General features: G+C 64.0%; 20 protein-coding genes. 13 read left to right on the forward strand and 7 right to left on the reverse strand.

Going from position 1 to position 20549, the window contains the following annotated elements; translation table 11 throughout:
- Positions 1-18: 18 nt before the first annotated feature.
- The 3 genes from OPIT5_04135 to OPIT5_04145 all read right to left on the reverse strand — a co-directional run bounded on the left by OPIT5_04135 (position 19) and on the right by OPIT5_04145 (position 4109).
- The gene (locus OPIT5_04135) at positions 19-723 is read right to left on the reverse strand and encodes an N-terminal cleavage protein (GenBank protein ID AHF89543.1); all 705 of its coding nucleotides are present in this window, start codon (positions 721-723) and stop codon (positions 19-21) included.
- Between the two features lie 22 nt (positions 724-745).
- The gene (locus tag OPIT5_04140) at positions 746-3106 is read right to left on the reverse strand and encodes a glycosyl hydrolase family 5 (protein AHF89544.1); all 2361 of its coding nucleotides are present in this window, start codon (positions 3104-3106) and stop codon (positions 746-748) included.
- A 73-nt stretch (positions 3107-3179) separates the two neighbouring features.
- Positions 3180-4109, reverse strand: coding sequence for a hypothetical protein (locus OPIT5_04145; GenBank protein ID AHF94061.1), 930 nt, complete (start codon positions 4107-4109; stop codon positions 3180-3182).
- 170 nt (positions 4110-4279) lie between these two features.
- On the opposite strand from OPIT5_04145, the gene OPIT5_04150 reads away from it, so the two are divergent.
- Positions 4280-5728: a LacI family transcriptional regulator gene (locus OPIT5_04150; protein ID AHF89545.1), complete on the forward strand. Its 1449-nt coding sequence runs from the start codon at positions 4280-4282 to the stop codon at positions 5726-5728.
- A gap of 22 nt (positions 5729-5750) precedes the next feature.
- Here OPIT5_04150 and OPIT5_04155 read toward each other — a convergent pair whose 3' ends face one another.
- Positions 5751-6953 (reverse strand): LacI family transcriptional regulator, encoded by a 1203-nt coding sequence (locus OPIT5_04155; GenBank protein AHF89546.1) that lies wholly within the window; start codon positions 6951-6953, stop codon positions 5751-5753.
- 76 nt (positions 6954-7029) lie between these two features.
- Between OPIT5_04155 and OPIT5_04160 the strand changes: the two genes are divergently transcribed.
- A complete protein-coding gene (locus tag OPIT5_04160) occupies positions 7030-8646 on the forward strand; it encodes a xanthan lyase (GenBank protein AHF89547.1) in 1617 nt (538 codons plus the stop codon).
- Between the two features lie 545 nt (positions 8647-9191).
- Here the strand turns inward: OPIT5_04160 and OPIT5_04165 are convergent.
- Positions 9192-10685, reverse strand: coding sequence for an acetyl-CoA hydrolase (locus OPIT5_04165; GenBank protein AHF89548.1), 1494 nt, complete (start codon positions 10683-10685; stop codon positions 9192-9194).
- 95 nt (positions 10686-10780) lie between these two features.
- Between OPIT5_04165 and OPIT5_04170 the strand changes: the two genes are divergently transcribed.
- Positions 10781-10945 carry a hypothetical protein gene (locus tag OPIT5_04170; GenBank protein ID AHF94062.1) on the forward strand — a complete coding sequence of 55 codons (165 nt, stop codon included), beginning with the start codon at positions 10781-10783 and terminating at the stop codon, positions 10943-10945.
- On the opposite strand, the gene OPIT5_04175 is transcribed toward OPIT5_04170, so the two are convergent.
- Positions 10933-12318 carry an arginine biosynthesis protein ArgJ gene (locus OPIT5_04175; GenBank protein ID AHF89549.1) on the reverse strand — a complete coding sequence of 462 codons (1386 nt, stop codon included), beginning with the start codon at positions 12316-12318 and terminating at the stop codon, positions 10933-10935. The genes OPIT5_04170 and OPIT5_04175 overlap by 13 nt on opposite strands.
- A 380-nt stretch (positions 12319-12698) precedes the next feature.
- Between OPIT5_04175 and OPIT5_04180 the strand changes: the two genes are divergently transcribed.
- Positions 12699-13553 carry a diaminopimelate epimerase gene (locus OPIT5_04180; GenBank protein AHF89550.1) on the forward strand — a complete coding sequence of 285 codons (855 nt, stop codon included), beginning with the start codon at positions 12699-12701 and terminating at the stop codon, positions 13551-13553.
- Positions 13554-13607: 54 nt separating this feature from the next.
- On the opposite strand, the gene OPIT5_04185 is transcribed toward OPIT5_04180, so the two are convergent.
- Positions 13608-14222 (reverse strand): hypothetical protein, encoded by a 615-nt coding sequence (locus OPIT5_04185; protein AHF89551.1) that lies wholly within the window; start codon positions 14220-14222, stop codon positions 13608-13610.
- 384 nt (positions 14223-14606) lie between these two features.
- On the opposite strand from OPIT5_04185, the gene OPIT5_04190 reads away from it, so the two are divergent.
- The 9 genes from OPIT5_04190 (at position 14607) to OPIT5_04230 (ending at position 20519) form a co-directional block, all read left to right on the forward strand.
- Positions 14607-15284 (forward strand): transcriptional regulator, encoded by a 678-nt coding sequence (locus OPIT5_04190; protein ID AHF89552.1) that lies wholly within the window; start codon positions 14607-14609, stop codon positions 15282-15284.
- 83 nt (positions 15285-15367) lie between these two features.
- Positions 15368-15640 (forward strand): carboxysome shell protein, encoded by a 273-nt coding sequence (locus OPIT5_04195; protein ID AHF89553.1) that lies wholly within the window; start codon positions 15368-15370, stop codon positions 15638-15640.
- 55 nt (positions 15641-15695) lie between these two features.
- On the forward strand, positions 15696-15974 hold the full coding sequence (locus tag OPIT5_04200) for a microcompartments protein (GenBank protein ID AHF89554.1): 279 nt from the start codon (positions 15696-15698) through the stop codon (positions 15972-15974).
- A 195-nt stretch (positions 15975-16169) separates the two neighbouring features.
- A complete protein-coding gene (locus tag OPIT5_04205) occupies positions 16170-17375 on the forward strand; it encodes an acetate kinase (protein AHF89555.1) in 1206 nt (401 codons plus the stop codon).
- Positions 17376-17452: 77 nt separating this feature from the next.
- The gene (locus OPIT5_04210) at positions 17453-17758 is read left to right on the forward strand and encodes a carboxysome shell protein (GenBank protein AHF89556.1); all 306 of its coding nucleotides are present in this window, start codon (positions 17453-17455) and stop codon (positions 17756-17758) included.
- 140 nt (positions 17759-17898) lie between these two features.
- Positions 17899-18204, forward strand: a complete 306-nt coding sequence (locus OPIT5_04215) for an ethanolamine utilization protein EutN (GenBank protein ID AHF89557.1) — start codon at positions 17899-17901, stop codon at positions 18202-18204.
- A 122-nt stretch (positions 18205-18326) separates the two neighbouring features.
- On the forward strand, positions 18327-19802 hold the full coding sequence (locus OPIT5_04220) for an aldehyde dehydrogenase (protein AHF89558.1): 1476 nt from the start codon (positions 18327-18329) through the stop codon (positions 19800-19802).
- A gap of 124 nt (positions 19803-19926) precedes the next feature.
- Positions 19927-20193, forward strand: a complete 267-nt coding sequence (locus tag OPIT5_04225) for an ethanolamine utilization protein EutN (protein ID AHF89559.1) — start codon at positions 19927-19929, stop codon at positions 20191-20193.
- Positions 20194-20204: 11 nt separating this feature from the next.
- Positions 20205-20519: a carbon dioxide concentrating mechanism protein CcmL gene (locus tag OPIT5_04230; protein ID AHF89560.1), complete on the forward strand. Its 315-nt coding sequence runs from the start codon at positions 20205-20207 to the stop codon at positions 20517-20519.
- Positions 20520-20549 lie beyond the last annotated feature (30 nt).

The following is a 20549-nucleotide window of genomic DNA, read 5'->3' on the forward strand; positions in this document are numbered from 1 at the left end:
GGGAGCGGAGGGATGGCGTCACAATCCCTTTTGTTGACGGGAGGTCTGATCCTTCTCCTGTTCGGCGTTCAGCAGGCGGACGGCGCCACTAAAGTAGAGGTAGTTTCTTCCTTTTTTGTGAGACGGTTTTTTTATGCGGCCTGACTGGCCGGTCTCGCTGTCGCAGTCGCGGATTGCCCAAGTGATTTTCGGGTTGCGGGTTTCGAGGTAGGTCGTGAGGCGGTAGGGTTTGTTGGTGCCGCCGGGGTAGCCGAAGGGATAATCGGCGCGCGTCTCCGGCCTGCCTTGGTAGTCGGCAGGGAGTTCGTAGCTGCGTTCGTCGATGGTGGTGTCGTGAGCGTTGGTCATACGGGCCAGGTGCGCGGGGCATCGCATGAAGGGCAGCAGTTGTTGTTCGCTGGTTGGCGTCTGGCCCATGTAGGGAGCGATATAACGGGAAAGTTGTTGCTGGGTGTTGTCCCGGTAAAAGGGTGACTGAGGCGTCTGGAGCGGACCGGGCAGCATGCCCTTGTTGTCGTCAACAAACATCATGAGCGCGAGGTGGACTTGCCGGAGGTTGCTCTGACAACGGGTGCTCCATGCCTGTTCGCGCACCATGCCGACAGTGGGGATAAGAATGCCCGCAAGAATTCCAATGATGGCGATGACGGTGAGGAGTTCGATGAGCGTGAAACCGTGCTTTTTCGCGAGGCAGGAGTGCTGAGGACGGGGGGAACGTTTCATGATGTTGGAGTGGTTAACAAGTTCAGTTGCGGGAAAGTTCGTAGGCGAGGGTGACACCGCCGGGCGTCACGGTGTCGGCGATGAGAATGAGGGCGGCGCGATCGGGCGAGCGTTTGAGCGGGACGCTGTGCTGGCGGCGTCCGGTGGCATCAACGGCCCATGCCTGCCAGTGGGTGGATGAGGGCGAGGGGAGTTTGAGCGTGAGGGTGGTGGTGCCACGGCGGATGAGATGCGGGAGAGTGCCAAGGTCCTCAACAACGCGGCGGGTGGCATCGGAGTATCGCATGTCGGTGTTGAGACTGTCGGTGAGGTGAAGGACAAGGAGGCGGCGGGTGCTGGCGAGCGGTTGCTGGTCGACGGCGAGGATCCAAGTGGTGGCGAAGGTGTCGCCGTTGACGACGGCAACGCGGTCGCCTGCGAGGCTGGCGTTGGCAGGTGTGACAAAGCATTCGGCGCGGTCGGTGACGAGGCGGGCGGTGCCGAGGGTGCGGTTGATTTCCATCTGGCCGGTGGTGGCGCGAATGGTGTCAGCGGCGGCGGAGGGGAGGAGCGCGGCGGTTTGGAGACTTTTTTCAAGTCCGTTGGCGATGCGGGTGCCGTCGGGAGCATGCGGCGTCAGTGGAAAGACGGGGCGTCCGGGATTGAAGTTTTTGGGAAAATCGGAGCGCGTGTTTGTGATAAAAGCTTTGATACTCGTTTGCGAAGCGATGACGGGGAGGGTTTTTGCAGAGTCGTCATTGTCGGACGGGAGGGAGCCGATGCGGGTCTGGAGACCGAGCCAGGAAAACTTTTCGGGGAATTTGGACGGCGCACCTTTGGGGCCGTCGAAGGCGGCGTCGCGGGTAACGAGGTAGGCGAGGGCGTCGGGCGCGGGGCGGATGTTGCCGTGGAGGAAGAGGAAGGCGGCGGCACGGTCGGAGAGCATTCCGATGGGGTCGGTAACAACGCTGAAGACGTAACCGGTGCCGGGTTTGTGCGTGGTGGCGGGGATGAACATGGCGGCGTTGTCGCGGGAGCGGGAGGAGTAGTCGAAGAGGTAAATCGCGTCCCAGTCCTGGAGCGCAGACCAAGCGGGCATGAGGACGCCGCCTTCGGAGCGGGCAGGGCTGGGGAAGCAATAGTTGTATTCGGTGACGATGTAGGGTTTGCCAAAGATGCGGGCGGGCATCAGTTCACGCGGTAACCAGAGACTGGATACGATAGCGCTGCGCGGATTGACGCCGATGTGCGGACCTTTGCGAACGGGGTGGTTCCAGTATTCGTGGTTGTCCACGAGGTCGTAGTGCTGGCGGATGTAGGTCTGGGCTTGGGTGTGGATGTTGTTGTCGCCCGCGATGAGGGCGCGGACGCCGAGTTCGTCGCGGAGGCAGGCGGCCATGCGGGCGTCGCTGGCGATTTTGAGTTCGACGAGGAAGCGGTTAAAGGCGGCATCCGCGGAGCGGTCGGCGTGCGTGGTGGCTGAGGGATGAGCGAGCGCGGGAAGCTGGTGGTCGGGGGTGACGTCGTCGGGCGAGATGGCGGGGCGGGCGGGATCGTGGAGCGAGGCGGTGAGCGCGGGGGGCTTGGGGTCGGGCTGGCGCTCACGCCATGCGGCATAGGCTTTTTCGTAGAGGGCGAGGATGTCGGGTTTGCGTTTGGAGATGCCGCCAAAGAAGAAGGATTCTTCGTTGAGCATGTTGACGTTGATGAGCGCGGGGTCTGCGGCCCAGGTGAGGCCGGTGTGGGGGTTTTGGTGGGTGAGGAGTTTTTTGGCGAATTCACGCCAGAGGTTGTATGCGTTTTCGGAGACGGGGATGAGATGCCGGATTTCGCCTTGCACGGGGCGTCCGATTTCGGGGAGTTCGCGGGCGGGGAAATGACGCGAGGTGTAGAGGTCGATGGTGATGTAGATGCCGCGGTTTTTGAACGCGGCGAAGAGGTATTCAAGCTGGTCGAGTTTTTGCGGGTCGATGTCGTGCGAGCCGTCAAGACCGCGGTTTTTTACGAGGACTTGATCGAAGTGGTGAAAGCGGACGGTGTTGTAGCCGGCACGGGCGAAACGGTCGGCGATCTGGTCGGCTTTTTCGCGGTCGAGGAAGAGGGAGTCGAAACAGAGGTTGACGCCCCAGAAACGGGCGCGGCGGGAGGGGTGTTTTTCAAAGGCGAAGTGGCCGTCGGGAGTCGTGATGATGCGTCCGTATTTGCCTGCGGGGGCGTCGGCAAGGACGAGTGCGGAGCGGTCAAACACGCCGCCCGCCGCGATGTCGAGCGGGTGGTCGTAGGGTGCCCAGTCGGGGCCTGCTTGAATGATCTCGGGGGCACAAACACCGGGCAACGCGGAGAGGGCAAAAAACAGCGCGGTCACGATTTTCGTCTGGAGACAAAACAGGGATGAAAAGCTCATAGTGTATGTCACAGGGGAGGAGGACGCTGGCGGGAGTTTTGGGGAACGCGGACAAGCGCAGAGCGCGGAGCGTTTACCGGCGGCGTGCGCGGCGAAGTGCGAACGTGGCAAGGAGAACGAGCGTGCCGCCGAACAGCGCCCATGTTCCGGGTTCGGGAACGGCGGCGGGAATGACAGCGATGACGTTGAGCTTGGTGAAAGTGAGGACGGAGTCGTCCGAGCCTGCAAATCCGGCGATGCCAAAGGTGTCGAAGTTTTCGATGAGGCTGGAACTGACGATGGTAGAGACTTCCGTGTCGTTATTCACTTTTGAGGTGATGCGGATTTCGGTGTCGGAGATGCGTTCAAGTTTAAAAATGCCGGTGAAGTCTGTCACGCCCGCAGAGGTGCCAAGGCGTCCCGTGGAATAATTGCTGCCGATATTCGTCATGCCGCCGAAAAGGTTGCTGTCGGTATTGGCAGGGCGGATCTTGAGCGGATTGTAGGTCGTCTTTTCGGCCCGCCCGGCATAGGTGGCGGAGTAACCCGTGTAGTTCTGGAAACCCGACCAAGTCATGTATTGGTTGTTGCCGGTGATGTGAGTGCTGGCGGAGGAATCAAAGAGGCCGACGCGAAAGGGTGTGTTTTGGTCCTCTCTGAAAAGAAAATGGGTGCTTGAATTGGAACTGACCGTGATGGCGTAATCCAACGTGATGGACGCTCCGATTTGCTTGAGCGACACCGCGTCGAAATGAGCGGCCATCAGACCGTAATTGTAAGTGCCGGGGTTGTTGACATTGAGGGTGAACGCAAGGTTGTCGCCGCTCTTGGCGAGCGAGGCCCCGCCAATAGCGCCGGTGTAAAAAACATAGGTGTTTGCTCCGGAGGTGCCAACGAGTTTGGCGGTGTCGAGGCTGTAGCGAGTCTCGGTGGTTTGCGCTACGATAGAGGAGGCCGCCAGGGCGGCCACGCTGACAAGGGCGAGCAGGATTCGGGATTGGATGCGTGAGGTCTTCGTTTTCATGGGTGGAAATGGCAGGTCGGTCAGGGGACAAAATCGGGATGGGATGATATATCGGACTCGAAACAATGCGCTTGCCGTGATGTCCGCAATGGTGCCGAAATTTTCCTGTAAACTAAATAGACACATAAAAACGATCCAGTTGCTGCAGATTCCTTTCATTCTCTCCCGTCATGCGTCCCCCAAAAAAATTTCACGAGGGAACAAGCAACCGGCTCGCCGCTTTGCTGGAGCAGGCCGTGGACCTGGCCGAATACCGGCGAATTCAGTCGGTTTTGATGCGATCAAGAAACAACATGGACGCCGCCAGCATTGCCGCCCTCACCGGACTCGGGGTCAACACGGTGCGCATTTTGCATTCGCGCTTCTTACGTGAAGGCGAGGCGTGCCTGCTTTCACGCCGTGGGAAAAGAAAACAGGATGTGGAGTCGCAGCCCAAGAGCGGTGCGACGGCGAAAGACGAGCGTAGTCCGGCGCGGGTTGAAGCTCTGCCCCCTGATGCGAATGAAAACATCCGGACAGGCCCAGAGTGTAATAAAACCAAAACTACGGTCGGAATGACTGTCACCTTGCGCGACGTGGCGGCACGCGCAGGCGTTTCTCACACGACGGTTTCACTCGCGTTGCGCAACTCGCCGACGCTTCCGGCAAAGACATGCGACCGGATACGGCGGCACGCCGAGGCACTTGGTTACCGGCCCGATCCCCGGATGCACGAACTCATGGACGCGATGCGTGCACGTCGCATCAACCGCCGTCCGGATACGCTGGCATACCTCATCGCCTACCCGGACAGGGAGACGTGGAAAAAAGACCAGTCACTGTTTCGTTACTACGAGGGTGTTCGCGCCCAAGCCAATGCGTGCGGCTACCAGCTGGAGATTTTCTGGCTGTACGAACCCGGCATGACGGATCGCCGCCTTGGCGAGATCATCCGCAATCGTGGCATCGACGGCGTGATCATCGCCCCCCTCCCCCGGTCGCAACTCTTGTTTCAGGATTTTCCCTGGCATTATTTTTCCGCCGTCGAGCTGGGTTATTCGCTGGCAAAACCGCGACTCTGCCGCGCGTGCCACAACCATTTCCTGTCCATGCAACGGCTCGTGAACCGGCTCCACGCGCGCGGTTACCGGAACATCGGTTTAGCGATGGAGGAAGGCCAGGACACCCGCGTGCTGCACCTCTGGCGCGGAGCGTTTTCAGCGGCTGCGGACCTGCTTCCTGGCAAACGCCGCATCCCCATGCTTGTTCCTGAAACCTGGAAGCGGGAGTATCTGGAAGCGTGGCTGAAAAAATACCGGCCCGATGTTGTCATCTCGGTTGGCATGGAGGTTTGCCGGTGGTTGGCGGCCGATCGTATTCATAAAAAAGATACTCCGGACTTTGCCACCGCCGATCTCCTGTCGGCGATGGGTGACACGACCGGGATCGACCAGAATTCGCAACAGATCGGCGTGGCGGCGGTCGATCTGCTGATCTCGCTCATGCGCACGAATGCGCGCGGCATCCCCGCCGTTCCGAGGATCGTGATGGTCGAGGGCGAGTTTGTTCAGGGTACCACCATGCACGTGGAAAAATTGACGCCGTTCAACCATCCAGCCGCGGCGCGTGCTGTGCGCTGATGCCTCCGATAGTGCGTTGGCACTACCGGATGGCGGCGCCACGTTTCCTCCGCAGCGTCCGCCCCTCTTGCCAGCGCCCTTCCACCAGCACCACGCGCGGATCGGCGGGCAGGCCGAGCTCGCCGCGCGCGAGCTGGCCGGCGAGCAGCTCCGCCGCCGCCACGCCCAGCCGGTCGTAGCCGGGCAACACGCCCGCCGTGCCTTCCTCCGCATCCCAGAGCAGCAGCTTGACCAGTTGCACATCCCTCGGCACCCGCAGGCCCGCCGCAGCGAAATCTTCCACGCCGATCCCCGTGGAAAGGACCACGTCCGGCCGGTGCTCTACCCACCATCCGCGCAATGCCTCCGGCGCGAGGCTCGCGCCAAACCCCAGCGGGGGCACCCGGTCGGCCGGCGGCGCCGCTTCCAGATAGCGCCCGAACGCCGCCAGGTGCAGTTCCTCCATCGCTTCCTCCGCCTCGCGTTTGGCCACCAGGCCGATGCGCCGCGCGCCGCGCGCCCTCACCTGTTCGAGCGCCAGCCGCGTGTTTCTGTAATGATGCGTCACGACGCGATGCAACGCCGGCTGCACAACGGAATACCCTACCGTCACCGCGGCAAAGTTTTCCCACGGAAAATCGACCGTGGAGCCATGCCGCGCCGTCGAGCCCAGCACCACGCCCTCGATGCCCCGCGCCATCAACATCTGCGCCAGCCGCTGCGGGGACAACCCGGGCTCCCCCAGCCAGAATTCCTCCGTTTCGTAACCAAGCTCCCGCGCCCGCACGCTCACGCTGCGGAAAAAATCCGCCACCGCACCGGTGTTGCGTGCGAAATCTTTTTCCTGATGAGGATTCAGCAACGCCAGCTTCCCGACGAACCGCGCCCCCCCCTCCCCCCCGTCCTTGTTCGCGCGAGCCAGCCGCCCCGCGTGCAACCGGGCCATCAGCCGCGTCAGTTCGGGATCGGGGCGATAACCCAGCTCCTTCGCAATCTCCCGGATCCGTTCCCGCGTACCGGCCGACGTGCCCGTTCCGCCGCGCAACGCATAAGACACCGCCGCGCGCGAGACGCCGGCCCGGCGGGCGATGTCGGCAAGTGTCACCCGGACCGGACCCGCCGCAGCATTCGCCGCCGGGGCCGACGCCAGCACAGGCAGCGCGTCTTCCGCTGCCCGTTCCCGTTTTTTCCTCCCGCCGCCGCTGTTGCCGCGGGCCGTTCGCTTTTCGGTTCTTGCTGGTTTCACTTTACGGTTAAGTTACCTGCGCATTGCCAAATCCGTCACGCTGTAAAAACCGGTGGACTGATTTTTCACATTTGCCATGAGCACCACTGCCAACACCCGTATCAATTCCACCCGCGCCTCTTATTACCGCCCGGCTCCGGCCGTGCCCGCCGACCAGCCCGCACACGAGGCCGACCTCGTCATTTATTCGGCCAATGCCGCCGGTTGCGCCGCCGCCATTCAGGCGCGCCGCCTCGGCCTCACCGTGGCGATCTTCAACCCGCATACCCACGTCGGCGGCCTCACCACCGGCGGTCTCGGTTTCACGGATTTCGGCAACAAGGATGCCATTGGCGGCCTCGCCCTCGAATTTTACCAACGCCTCGGCCAGCACTACGGCTGCGAGGCCGAGTGGCGCTTCGAACCCTCCGCCGCCGAAAAAACCCTCAACGCCTGGCTCGCCGAAGCCGGCGTCACCGTCCACCACGGCCACTACCTGAAAAGCGCCGCGGCTTTCGAAGGCCGTGTCACCGAAATCGCTTTCACCAATGGCGCCCGCGCCCGCGCGCCGTACTTCATCGACTGCTCCTACGAAGGCGACCTCATGGCCGCCGCCGGAGTCACGTTCACGGTCGGCCGCGAGGGCAATTCGACTTACGGCGAGACGCTCAACGGCCAGATTGTCCACCCCAAGCACCAGTTCGACAATCCCGTCGATCCGTACATCGTCCCCGGCGACCCGAAGAGCGGCTTCCTCCCCGGCATCGAGCCCGGCCTCCCCGAGATCGGCGCCGGCGACCACCGCGTGCAGGCCTACAATTTCCGCATCTGCATGACGCAGGAAAAAGACAATCTCGTGCCCTTCCCGAAACCCGAAGGCTACGACCGCCAGGCCTATGAGCTGCTTGCCCGTTACCTGGCCACCGGCTGGAACCAGGTCTTCCACAAACACGACAGGATCCGCGGCCTCAAGACCGACACCAACAACCATGGCGCCGTCTCCAGCGACTTCATCGGCGGCAACTACGCCTGGCCCACCGCCTCGCACGAGGAACGCGAAAAACTCTTCCAGGCGCACGTCACCTGGGTGCAGGGCCTCTGGTGGTTCTATGCCCACGATCCCGCGGTGCCCGCCGGTATTCAGGCGCAGGTCAACACCTGGGGGCTGGCGAAGGACGAGTTCACCGACAGCGGCAACTGGCCCAACCAGCTCTACATCCGCGAAGGCCGCCGCATGGTCGGCGATCTCGTCATGACCGAGCTTCACTGCCTTTCGAAACAGAAGGTGGATGACGCCATCGGCATGGCCGCCTACACGATGGATTCGCACAACTGCCGCCGCTTCGTGGACGAAAACGGCCACGTCAGGAACGAAGGCGACGTCCAGGTCAAGCTCCCCAAGCCCTACCCGATCGGTTACCGCTCCATCATCCCGCCCCGGGCGGATCGTGTGAAAAACCTGCTCGTCCCCGTGGCGCTCTCGGCATCGCACATCGCCTTCGGATCGATCCGCATGGAGCCCGTTTTCATGATCCTGGCGCAGAGCGCCGCCATTGCTGTCGCTACGGCGCGCCGCGCCGGCGACATCGCGGTGCAGGACGTAGCGTATTCCGAACTACGCCCGCAGCTCGACGCCGCGAAGCAGGTGCTCGCCTGGGACGACTCGAAGACGCACGCCGGCGATGGCAACGACAGCAGCCCGATCGGGCGCTGATCTCCGGCGTCGTGGCGCGGGCGTCCCGCCCGCAACCACTCCTTCTCATTCTCGTTCTCTTACTCGTTCTCCGGATCGTACTCTTTCTCGTACTCCTTCTCTTTCTCGTACTCGTGCTGCGGCGCGTCGTGCGAATGCCGGAGCAGGAGAATGATCGATCAGGAGAACGATCAAGAGAAGGAGAAGGAGAACGAACCCGGACCGGAGAAAGAGTACGAGAAAGAGTACGAGAACGATTCCGGAGTGTCGCGGGCGTCCCGCCCGCTTCCGTTGCCTCTCCGCTCCGTCCGGAAAACAACCGGCGGCGCTCCACGCCGTCCACGGCCAGGATGGCCGTGCCACACCGGAGCGGCGGCATTCCTGCCGCTGCGACGAGGCGCGTCAGCGCCTCGCCCGGTGCCTCGCTGTTCTGCCTGACTGTCCTGACCTGACCGGCGACGCTCCGCGTCGTCTGCAGCGGCAGGAATGCCGCCGCTCCGTCCAGACCGTCTGCGTAGCTTCAGCCACCGCAAACGTCGAAGAGCCCCAAAAAACTCCGGGCCCGCTCAGCCGATCCACTGCACGCCGCGCATGTCGCCGGTCTCCAGGAAGCGCTGGTGCATGAGGAAGGCGTTGGCGAGCGTCTGCGGGGTGTGGCCTTTTTTCGCCATCTCGCAGTAACGCAGGAGCTGGTCCCTGAACTCGGGATGCGCGCACTTTTCGACGATGAGGCGGGCGCGTTCGTTCGGGTCCTTGCCGCGGAGGTCGGCGATGCCGTTCTCCGTGATGACGACCTGCACCGAGTGCTCGCTGTGGTCCATGTGCGAGACGAGCGGCACGATGGTGCTGATCTTGCCTCCCTTGGCGGACGACGGACAGGTGAAGATCGAGATGTAGGCGTTGCGCGTGAAATCGCCCGACCCGCCGATGCCGTTCATGAGGCTGCTGCCCATGACGTGCGTGGAGTTCACGTTGCCGAAAATATCCACCTCGATCGCCGTATTGATGGTGATGATACCGAGGCGGCGCACCATTTCCGGGTTGTTGGTGATTTCCTGCGGACGGAGCAGGAGGCGCGGGCGGAAGAACTCGAGATCCTCGTAAATGCTCTTCAGCAGGTCCGGAGCGATGGTGAGCGAGGTGCCGGTGGCGAACTTGCACTTGCCGGAGCGGATGAGGCCGATAACGGAGTCCTGGATGACTTCGGAGAACATCTCGAACGCCGGGATGTCGGGATTGGCGCCGAGCGCGCCGAGGACGGCGTTGGCGATGTTGCCCACACCGGACTGGAGCGGGAGAAATTCTTTCGGGATGCGGCCGACGCGGATTTCGTTGGCGATGAACTCGGCCACGTTGGCGCCGATCTTGTTGGTCAGTTCGTCAGCCGGATCGAAGCCGCCGACTTCGTCGGCCTTGTTGCTCTCGACGATGCCGACGATCTTTTTCGGGTCCACTTTCACCACCGCGTTGCCGATGCGGTCGGAACAGTTTTCCAAGGGGATGACTTTCCGGTGCGGGGGATCGAGCGGTTCGTAGATGTCGTGGAAACCGCGCAGCTTCGGCGAGTGGTAACGGTTGAGCTCGATGATGACTTTTTCGGCGGTGCGCAGGAAGGTGGGCGAGGCGCCGACCGAGGTGCTGAGCACGATCTCGCCGTCGGCGGTCACGTCGCTGGCCTCGACGATGGCCCAGTCGAATTTGCCGAGGAAGCCGCAACGCACCTGCTGCTGGAGGTGCGAGAGGTGCATGTCGAAAAAGCGGGTCTTGCCGCTGTTGATGCTTTCGCGGAGCGACTTGTTGCTCTGGTAGGGCGTGCGCCAGGAGATGGCGTCGGCGCGGGCAAGTTCACCGTCGAGCGAGTCGCCGGTGGAGGCGCCGGAGACGATGGCGACCTTGAAGGGGCGGCCGGCTTCGTGTTCCGCACGGGCCCGGGCGGCGAGCGCCTTCGGCACGACCTTGGCGGCGCCGGCGGGCGTGAAACCACTGACGCCAATCGTATTGCCGTGGTTGATAAGGGAAGCGGCCTCCTCGGCCGTAAGGGTGCGGAATGGAAGACTCATGGTGAGAATTGCGAAGAACGGATAGCTCCGTTTCCTGAAGGCCCCGGGCGAACGGGGCAACTGGCTGATAGGCGGGGCACAAAGATTCGCAAGAAATGCGTGAAAATCCGGTTTTTTCGGTAAAAAAAGCCCAAAAACGGGGAAAAATCAGGGCGTTTCGGACAAAAACGCCCGAAACCGGCCTCTGCAAGACTGAATCGGAAAGCAGGCCCCTCGCCCCCGCACACCCCGCGCCCCGGCCGGCGGGTCAGCTCCGGTAATCGGCGTTTTCGCTCACGTATTCGTGCGTGAGGTCGGCGCCGAAGACCGTGGCGGTTTCCGCACCGTTGCCGAGGTCCACGACGATCTCCACGCAGCGCTCGTGCGGCGGGTAGTCCACCGGCGGCGTGAACACGCCTTCGGCGGTCGGCCGGCTCGCGTAGAGCTCCGCCGCCTTCAGGTGCGCCACGAGTGCGAGTTCCTTCTGCGGATCGAGCTGGAACGCTCCGCGCGCAAAAATCTCGATGCCGCCGATCTCCGCGCGCATCCGCGAAAGATCGATGCCGGGAGCGTGCGCGCCCACGTGCTTGCCGATCGCCTGCACGAGACGGCCGACGTTGGGGTCGTTGCCCGCGACGGCGCACTTGAAGAGCGGGGCGTTGACGATGGCCTTGCCCAGCGCGCAGGCGAGCGCGGCCGTGGCGGCGTTTTTCACCTCCACGCGGATCACGTGGCGCACGCCTTCGCCGTTGCGGACAACGTCCTCGGCGAGATCGCGGCACACCTGCGTCAGCGCGGCCTCGAACTCCGCGAGCGCGGCTGCCTGCGCGGCCGCGCCGCCGGAAGAGGAAAGCGACACCGCGCCGGAGGAGACGAGCACCACGGTGTCGGAGGTGCTCGTGTCGCTGTCCACGCTCATGCGGTTGAACGACACCTCCACGGCGCGTTGCAGCATGGCGCGCAGTGCGTCGCGCGGCACGGCCACGTCGGTCAGGATATAGACCAGCATCGTCGCCATGTTGGGCTCGATCATGCCGGCGCCCTTGGCGATGCCGACGATGCGGCCGGCGTTCGCGGCGCCCCCTTCCCCGCCCGCACCGACGGTCGCGCTGCGCACTTTCGGATAAAGATCGGTCGTCACGATGCCTTCGGCGGCGGGCAGCACGGAGTCGCCGCTGCCGTCGGCGGCGAGCGCGGCGGCGGCCTGCGGCAGGTTTTGCAGCATCGCCTCGACGGGCAGCGTCCAGCCGATGACGCCCGTCGAACTCGGCAACACCGCCGAAGCCGGGATGCCGAGCAGGCGGCCGGTCTCCGCGCAGATGCGCTCTGCCGTCTCCACGCCGCCGGGCGCGCAGACGTTGGAAATCTTGTTGTTGACGATGATCGCTCCGAGCGCCGGCTCCGCCAGCCGCCGCCGCCCGACGATCACGGGCGCGCCGGGAAAGGCGTTTTTCGTGAACATGGCGGCAAAGCTCTCCGCCGGCCGGTCGAGTGCGATGAGCGTGAGCGTCATCCGGGCCGGTTTCGGCGCCTCCGCCGGCGTGAAATCGAAGCGCGCCGTGCCGACGCGAAAGCCGCGCGGCAACGCAGCGCGGGAGGCGAGCCATGCGCGGTGTTCCGCGCGGGAAGAAAACGTGAGAGCGGTGCTGGGCACGCGCCTGAAGCTGGCGGCGCGCCGCCCGGAGTGAAGCGGAAAAATGCGAAAGCGCCGCCTCCGGAGGCCGGCGCTCCGGCCGTGTCAACAGGCGTCAACCGTTGTCATACCAAGGTCCCGAATGTTTTTGATTTTACACAAAGGCCGCAAAGGACGCGAAGAAGGTAACTGGCAATCCTTTGCGCTCTTTGCGGCCTTGGTGTAAAAATCTGAAGGCTTTGGGGCTTTGGCATCAGCAGTCCGGGCTTCCGTTCTGCCCGGTTTGTGTGCTTGCGTATCCGGCTGCGATATCCGGCCCGTTCTCCGCACCCGTCGGCGGCGGCCCGCTTCCGCACATTCCGCACCGCACACTCTCTCACGACCACCGCACTACTTCACACATGCGCTTCCACAAATACCACGCTCTCGGCAACGACTACATCGTCCTCGACCCCGCGGACTTCCCGGCCTGGCAACCCGCTCCGTCGGTGGAGCAGATCCGCGTCGTCTGCCATCGCAATTTCGGTGTCGGCTCCGACGGCATTCTCTGGGGTCCCCTGCCCTCCTCGCAGAGCGAATTCGGGCTGCGCATCTTCAATCCCGACGGTTCCGAAGCCGAAAAATCCGGCAACGGCCTGCGCATCTTTTCGCGTTATCTGTGGGACGCCGGGCTGGTCAAAAATCCCGTGTTCACCATCGAGACCCCCGGCGGCCATGTCCGCTCCGAAATCAAGGAAGCCGGTCGCCTCATCACCGTGGACATGGGCCGCGTGAGCTTCGACAGCGCCCGCATCCCCGTTGCCGGTGCCGCCCGCGAGGTGATCAACGAAAAGATCACGGTCCTCGATCGCGAGTTCACCTTCTGCGCCGCCACCATCGGCAACCCGCACTGCGTGCTCCCGCTCCCCGAAGTCTCCGCCGAACTCGCCCACAAATACGGACCCCACCTGGAGACGCACGCCCACTTCCCGCGCAAGACCAACGTGCAATTCCTGCAAGTCCTCGACCGCGCCAACATCCGCATCGAGATCTGGGAGCGCGGCGCCGGCTACACGCTCGCCTCCGGCAGCAGCTCCAGCGCTGCGGCGGCCGTGGCGCACAAGCTCGGCCTCGTGGACGGCAACGTCACTGTGCACATGCCCGGCGGACAGATCGGCATCGAGATCGCCGACGACTTCGCCATCCGCATGACCGGCACCGTCAACAAGGTCGCCGACGGCGTCATGCACGAGGAACTCTTCGCCGTCAAAGTCTGACGGCCCACCAGGTGCCAGCGAAAGCGTGAGCCGCCGGCCTCACGGTCTCACGCCTCACACCCATTCCACCGGGGGTTTTTCGTCCCCGGCCGGGCGGGACGGCGCCTTGCCGCCCCCGTCCGGTTCCTCGCCGGCATCTCCCTCCTTCTCCGGCTTGCCCGGTTTTTCCGACTCCCCGCCGCTTCCGCCTTCCGCCTCGCCGAACGCCTTCCGCAGCTTTTCCCAGGACTCGGTCACTTTCGTCTTCGCCGCACCCCACCCGGACGCTCCAGCCTTGCCGAGTTCCCGGACCGCCTCGCGGAAATCCGCCAGCGCCTTGTCCAGCTTCGCCTTCATCTCGGGCGTGAGTTCCTTCGCCCCGGCCTTCCAGTCCGCGATTTTCTCGCCCGCCTTGTCCGCCAGCCTGTCGAGCTTCGCCGCCGCGGCGGTCCGCGCGTCATACGTCGTTTCGTCGAGCCAGGCGACGCCCCCGCGGGCAGCCACCTTCGCATCCTCGTAGAGTTCCCGGGATTTTTTCTTCGTCGCGTCCCACGCCTCCTCCGCTGCCTTCCCCGCCTTTTCGGAGAACGTCGCATCCTCCGGCCTGCCGGTCGCCTCTTCGCCCGCCGGAGCGCGATCCCGGTCCTGCTCCGGCTGCGGCGCGGAAGATCCGGCCGCAAGCCCCGCCATACCGAAGGCACCCGCCAGCACCCAACAAAGCAGGCAACGGAAAAGGACTGTCGTTTTCATCGTGCCGCCAATCTAGCCGGTCATCCCCGCCACACAAGCAGCCAACGGCAACCAGCCGGCGGCCTTTTGGCCAACCACCCGTCCTGCAATATTCTGCCATAATCTGGAGCAAAACTCGCAAAATCTCTCAAAATCTACCAACCCGGGCTTGCCTTTGCGGCCGTCCTCGCTCTTGCTCTCCCCATTATCCGACCTGTTTCACCCTGACCAAAACCTCCTGCCGATCCACCCGCTTCCTCTTCCGGGAGCACCGCTGTCTTCTCTTCCGACTCTTCACTCTCTCCACCGTTTTCCACCTTTCCTTCCCGATCGCCACTCTCCCCCATGTTGCCTCCGCCCGCACCGCATCGCGCTGAAATCGAACACCTCGTCCGCCGCGCCCTCTATGCCCGCGCCGGTCGTCCCGCGCCGCGCCAGGTCCAGGCGCCCAATCCGCTTCTCGTCAACGTCAGCGCCCGCCACTGCCACCTCACTCCGGAGGCCGTCGAGACGCTTTTCGGCAAGGGCCGCACACTCACCCCGATGAAGTGGCTGTACCAGAAAGACCAGTACGCCGCGAAGGAGACCGTCACCCTCATCGGCCCGCGCAGCCGCGTCATTTCCAATCTCCGCATCCTCGGCCCCTGCCGCGACCTCAACCAGATCGAGCTCGCCCTCACCGATTCCATCGCCCTCGGCTTCGACATCCCCGTCCGCGCCTCCGGCAACATCAAGGGCACGCCCGGCTGCATGCTGATGGGCCCCGCCGGTTTTCTCAGACTCGAGGAAGGCGTCATCCGCGCCGCGCCGCACGTGCACATGCACCCCGAGGACGCCGCCTTCTACAAGGTGAAACCCGGCGAATTCATGAAGCTGCGCATCGGCGGCGAATGCGCGCTGACCTTCGATCGCATCCTTGCGCGCGTCCACGAAGACTTCAAGCTGGAGGTCCACATCGACACCGACGAGGCCAACGCCTGCGCCCTCACACCCAACACCCCCGTCACCCTCCTCAAGGCCTGAACCCTTCCCGCTCCCGCACTCTCCCGATTCTCCGTCTGCGCAAACTCTGAACCCTGAACACCAAACTCTAAACCGTATCCATCATGAGTGAATCCATCGGACTAGTTGAAACCCGCGGCTTTGTCGGCTCTGTTGAAGCCAGCGATGCCATGGTCAAGGCCGCGAGCGTCACGCTCGTGCGCACCGTACAAATCGGCGGCGGCCTCGTGGCCGTGGTCATCAAGGGCGACGTCGGCTCCGTGAAAGCGGCCGTCGATGCCGGCGCCGAAGCCGCCAAGCGCGTCGGCGAGCTCGTCAGCTCCCACGTCATCGCCCGTCCCCACGCCGACCTGCTCAAGGCCGTCGGCCTCGCCTGAGCGCGGCCTTTCCCGATTCTTAATTGTTCATTATTAATTCCTGATTTTTTCCACCATGTCACAACTCGCTCTCGGTATCGTTGAAGTCAAAGGCTTCACCACCCTGCTGGAATCCTGCGACGCCGCGCTCAAGTCCGCGAACGTCACCCTCACCGGCTACGAAGCCATCGGCAGCGCCTACGTTTCCGCCTTCTTCCGTGGCGACGTCGCCGCCGTCAAGGCCGCCGTCGAGGCCGCCGCCGAAGCCGGCAAACGCGTCGGTGAAGTCATCAGTGTCCAGGTCCTCCCCCGTCCGCACGACGACCTCGCCGGTCTCGGCAAGTGGGTCGCCTGACACTCCGCCCGCCACCGCGTATCCGGAAACCACTTACCCCTCTTCACCATCCCGCATCCACGGCATCACCCCGGCTCCGCTCACCCGGACCGGCGGGTGGATGCGGGAGGTAAAGAGGAACCACCTTCCCGCCAGCCGCTCGTCCCCGCTGCTTCTGATTTCAGCTTTCAGCTTTTCAGTATTTCAGCTTTTCCCATGAAAATCCTCGTCGCCAACATCGGCTCCACCTCCTTCAAGTACCGCCTCTTCCGCTTCGCCGCGGAAGCGGACGGCGCGGAAGAGGCGTCGTTGCTGGCCAAGGGCGGTTTCGAGCGCGTCACCGATTACGGCCAGGCCATCGATTCCTGTCTCGCCGAGCTCAAGGCCGCCGGCCACCTCGCCGCCGCCACCGATCTCGCCGGCGTCGGCTTCAAGACCGTTCTCGGCAAAAACCTCACCGGCTGCGTGCCCGCCGACGAGAAAACCGAGGCCGCGCTCACCGCCGCCACCGACCTCGCCCCCGCGCACAATCCCCCCTACGCTGCCGGCATCCGCCGCTTCCGCGAAAAACTCCCCGGCCTGCCGCTCGTCGCCCTCTTCGAGACCGCCTTTTACCAGTGGGTCCCCGAACCGGCCACCCGCTACGCCGTCCCGCAATCCTGGTACGACGCCGGCGTCCGCCGCTACGGTTTCCACGGCGCCAGCCACAAATACGTCGCCGAACGCTCCGCCGAGCTCCTCGGCCGCGACGACATCGCCGACAACGCCCGCAACCTCTACCTCCGCGGCCCCGCCCCGCTTTCCGACGCCGCCGTTCCCCTCCGCGTCATTTCCTGCCACCTCGGCGGCTCCAGTTCCGTCACCGGCATCCGCAACGGTGTGGCCATCGGCACCAGCATGGGCCTCAGCCCCCAGTCCGGCCTGCCGCAAAACAACCGCGTCGGCGACCTCGACTCCGCCGCCATCCCCTACATCCACAAACAGCTCGGCCTCCCCGTCGCCGACATCGAGAAACAGCTCACCAGGGAAAGCGGGCTGCTCGCCCTTTCCGGCGTCAGCAACGACCTGCGCGACATCCACGAAGCCGCCAAAAAAGGCGACGCCCGCGCCCGGCTCGCCATCGACGTATTTGTCCATTCGATACGCCACTGGATCGGCGCCTTCTGGCTGGAGCTCGGCGGCTGCGACGCGCTCGTCTTCACCGCCGGCATCGGCGAAAACAACGCCTGGCTCCGCGAAGACGTCTGCGCCGGCCTCGCCGCCCTCGGCCTCACGCTCGACCCGGCGCGCAACACGACCGCCGCCGCCGAACACAACCTCGCCACGCCCGATTCCCGCACGCAGGTCCTCGTCATCCCGGCCAACGAGGAACTCGTCGTCGCCCGCGAAACCCGCCGCCTCCTGAAAAACCTCCACCCATAACTCCCAGCCCTCGCCTCCACCACCCGCCACCACCTTTCCCGCTCCCGACCACATCAACCTTTAACCACCCAACCTATATGTCCAAAGCACTCGGTCTCCTCGAAACCCGCGGTCTCACCGCTCTCGTCACTGGCGTCGATGCCATGCTCAAGTCCGCCAACGTCACCCTGGCCGGTCCGATGAAGCAGGTCGGCAACGCCCTCGTCACGGCCATCGTCATCGGCGACGTCGCCGCGGTCAAGGCCGCCACCGACGCCGGCGCCCAGGCCGCCCGCCAGGTCGGCGAAGTCATCAGCGTCCAGGTCATCGCCCGCCCGCACGACGACGTCGCCAGCATCCTCCCGAAAGCCGCTCCCGCGCCCGCCGCCGCCGGCAAGAAATAACCCGTGGCGCGGGCGTCCCGCCCGCAACGCGTGTGGCACGGGCATCCTGCCCGTGATGATCGACGGTGGCATGGGCTTCCAGCCCATGTCCCATTCACCCGCGACTACCGCTCACCTTCCGCCATCCGGCACTCACCACCATGTTTCTCGCCCGCGTCATCGGCTCAATCGTCGCCACCAAGAAGGATGCGGCCATGACCGGCCGCAAGCTCCTCGTCCTTCGCCCGCTCCTGATCGACGAGGCCGATCCGACCCGGTTCCGTCCCGGCACCAACACCATCGTTGCGGTCGACGCGCTCGGAGCCGGCACCGGCGAGACTGTCCTTTTCTGCCAGGGCAGCTCCGCCCGCGGCACCGAAGGCATGAAAAACCTCCCCGTCGACGCCGCCGTCATCGGCATCGTGGACACCGTCGATGTCCTCGGCAAACGCATCGTAATTAATTAATAATTAAAAATTAAAAGTTAAGAATTACGATCCGGTAAAACCACCTGCCAGACATCCCCCCCTGCCTCCTTTTTCACGCCCTCTCCAATTTTTAATTCTTAATTATTAATTTTTAATTTCCCATGTCAGCCTTCACCCTCGACGAAACCGCCCTCCGCACCGTAGTTGAAGAAGTCCTCCGCGGACTCGGCCGCAATGGCGCCGCCTCCTCCAACGGTTCCGCGCCCGCCGCCGCCCCGGCCGTCGTCGCCCCCCGTGTCCCCCAAGGCCGCTTCGGTGTGTTCAACGACGTCGCCGCCGCCGCCAGCGCCGCCCAGGGAGCCTTTCTTCAGCTCCAGCAAGCCGGCCTCGCCGGACGCGCCAAGGTCATCGAAATCGTCAAGGATCTCGCCACCCGCAACGCCGTCGAGTGGGGCCGTATCGAGTTCGAGGAGACAAAAATCGGGCGCCTCGCCCACAAGGTCGAGAAGCTGCAAATCGTAAAACTCGTCCCCGGCCTCGAATGGCTTCGCCCCTACGCTCTCAGCGGCGACCACGGCATCACCCTCGAAGAGTGCGTCCCCTTCGGCGTCATCGGCGCCATCACGCCCGTCACCCACTCCGTCCCGACCATCTGCGGCAACATCGTCGCCATGGTCGCCGCCGGCAACGCCATCGTCGTCAACCCGCATCCCGGAGGCGCCCGCTGCGCCGCCATCGCGATCCGCGCGATCAACGAGGCCATCCACGCCGCCACCGGCATCGAGCATCTCGTCTGCGTCATCGCCGAGCCCTCGCTCGAAACCTTCGACGCTCTCTGCAAGAACGCCACCGTCCGCCTCCTCTGCGTCACCGGCGGCCCCGGCGTCGTCGCCGCCGCCATGAAGTCCGGCAAACGCGCCATCTGCGCCGGCCCCGGCAACCCCCCCGTGGTCGTTGACGGCACCGGCTCCCTCGCCAAGGCCGCCGCCGACACCCTCGCCGGCGCCGCCTACGACAACAACCTCCTCTGCGTCGGCGAAAAGCAGGTCTTCGTCCTCGAACACATCGCCGACCGCTTCATGACCGAGCTCGCCGCCGCCGGCGCCGCCAAGCTCAACAGCAGCCAGCTCGCCGCCCTCACCGCCGCCGCCTTCACCACCGCGAAAGATGCCGGCGGCTGCTCGCACCCCGTGCTCAACCGCAAGCTCGTCGGCGTCGATGCCGCCGTCCTCGCCCGCCACGCCGGCGCCACCGTCTCCGCCGACACCCCGCTCCTCTTCGCCGAGACCGACGCCAACCATCCCTTCGTCGTCGAGGAACAGATGATGCCCATGATCCCGGTCGTGCGCGTCAAGACCTTCGACGAGGCCGTCACCCAGGCCACCAGGAGCGAACACGGCTACAAGCACTCCTCGATCATCCATTCGCTCAACGTCGAGCACATGACGCAGATGGCCCGCGCGCTCGACACCACGCTGTTCGTGAAGAACGGCCCCTCCACCGCCGGCCTCGGCCTCGGCGGCGAAGGTTACCTGAACTACTCCATCGCCACGACCACCGGCGAAGGCATCGCCACGCCGCGCACCTTCACCCGCACCCGCCGTTGCGTCATGGTCGACAACCTCCGCATCTATTGATGCGCGAATTAAGAATTAATAATTAAGAATTAAAAATTCCAAGCCCGCTGCCTTCTGTATCCACATACCTGATTCATACTCTCCCGATTCTTAATTTTTAATTATTAATTCTTAATTTTCTTCCATGCAACTCGCCCGAATCGACGGCACGATCACTGCGACCACCGCGCATCCCAGCATGCGCGGCCACCGCACGGTCATTTGCCAGCCGCTCGACGAGAACAATCGACCCGTCGGCGACCCGGTCCTCGCCACCGATCCGCTCAACGCCGGCCTGCACCAGCGCGTCCTCTTCCACACCGACGGCTCCGCCACCCGCGACCTCGTCAAGGATTCGCACTCCCCTCTCCGCAATCTCGTCTTCGCCATCGTCGACGAACCGAAGAAATAAAAACCAAAACCATGCGCCTCGCTCACGTCATCGGCAAAGTCACGCTCAGCGTAGCAGATCCCTCGCTACGCGGCGGACGCCTCGTGATCGCGCAGCCCCTCAACCGCGAGAAATTCGCGACTCCCGGCCACCCCATGCTCCCTCTGGCCAAGGGCAACAGCACCGTCGTTTACGAAGCTCTCGGCGCCGCCGAAGGCCAGATCATCGGTTTCACCGAAGGCGCCGAAGCCTCCGCTCCCTTCGACAAACCCACGCCCGTCGATGCCTACGCCGCCGCCATCATCGACACCATTTCCTACACCCCGCCCGTCACTCCCGATTCTTAATTTTTAATTATCAATTCCTGATTCCTGATT

Source organism: Opitutaceae bacterium TAV5 (assembly GCA_000242935.3).
GTDB lineage: Bacteria > Verrucomicrobiota > Verrucomicrobiia > Opitutales > Opitutaceae > Geminisphaera.

Excerpts from the sequence above, each read along its gene's own strand:
- OPIT5_04135 (AHF89543.1), bottom strand. The coding sequence starts at position 723 with ATGAAACGTTCCCCCCGTCCTCAGCACTCCTGCCTCGCGAAAAAGCAC.
- OPIT5_04140 (AHF89544.1), bottom strand. The coding sequence starts at position 3,106 with ATGAGCTTTTCATCCCTGTTTTGTCTCCAGACGAAAATCGTGACCGCG.
- OPIT5_04145 (AHF94061.1), bottom strand. The coding sequence starts at position 4,109 with ATGAAAACGAAGACCTCACGCATCCAATCCCGAATCCTGCTCGCCCTT.
- OPIT5_04150 (AHF89545.1), top strand. The coding sequence starts at position 4,280 with ATGCGTCCCCCAAAAAAATTTCACGAGGGAACAAGCAACCGGCTCGCC.
- OPIT5_04160 (AHF89547.1), top strand. The coding sequence starts at position 7,030 with ATGAGCACCACTGCCAACACCCGTATCAATTCCACCCGCGCCTCTTAT.
- OPIT5_04165 (AHF89548.1), bottom strand. The coding sequence starts at position 10,685 with ATGAGTCTTCCATTCCGCACCCTTACGGCCGAGGAGGCCGCTTCCCTT.
- OPIT5_04170 (AHF94062.1), top strand. The coding sequence starts at position 10,781 with ATGCGTGAAAATCCGGTTTTTTCGGTAAAAAAAGCCCAAAAACGGGGA.
- OPIT5_04180 (AHF89550.1), top strand. The coding sequence starts at position 12,699 with ATGCGCTTCCACAAATACCACGCTCTCGGCAACGACTACATCGTCCTC.
- OPIT5_04185 (AHF89551.1), bottom strand. The coding sequence starts at position 14,222 with ATGGCGGGGCTTGCGGCCGGATCTTCCGCGCCGCAGCCGGAGCAGGAC.
- OPIT5_04190 (AHF89552.1), top strand. The coding sequence starts at position 14,607 with ATGTTGCCTCCGCCCGCACCGCATCGCGCTGAAATCGAACACCTCGTC.
- OPIT5_04195 (AHF89553.1), top strand. The coding sequence starts at position 15,368 with ATGAGTGAATCCATCGGACTAGTTGAAACCCGCGGCTTTGTCGGCTCT.
- OPIT5_04200 (AHF89554.1), top strand. The coding sequence starts at position 15,696 with ATGTCACAACTCGCTCTCGGTATCGTTGAAGTCAAAGGCTTCACCACC.
- OPIT5_04205 (AHF89555.1), top strand. The coding sequence starts at position 16,170 with ATGAAAATCCTCGTCGCCAACATCGGCTCCACCTCCTTCAAGTACCGC.
- OPIT5_04210 (AHF89556.1), top strand. The coding sequence starts at position 17,453 with ATGTCCAAAGCACTCGGTCTCCTCGAAACCCGCGGTCTCACCGCTCTC.
- OPIT5_04215 (AHF89557.1), top strand. The coding sequence starts at position 17,899 with ATGTTTCTCGCCCGCGTCATCGGCTCAATCGTCGCCACCAAGAAGGAT.
- OPIT5_04220 (AHF89558.1), top strand. The coding sequence starts at position 18,327 with ATGTCAGCCTTCACCCTCGACGAAACCGCCCTCCGCACCGTAGTTGAA.
- OPIT5_04225 (AHF89559.1), top strand. The coding sequence starts at position 19,927 with ATGCAACTCGCCCGAATCGACGGCACGATCACTGCGACCACCGCGCAT.
- OPIT5_04230 (AHF89560.1), top strand. The coding sequence starts at position 20,205 with ATGCGCCTCGCTCACGTCATCGGCAAAGTCACGCTCAGCGTAGCAGAT.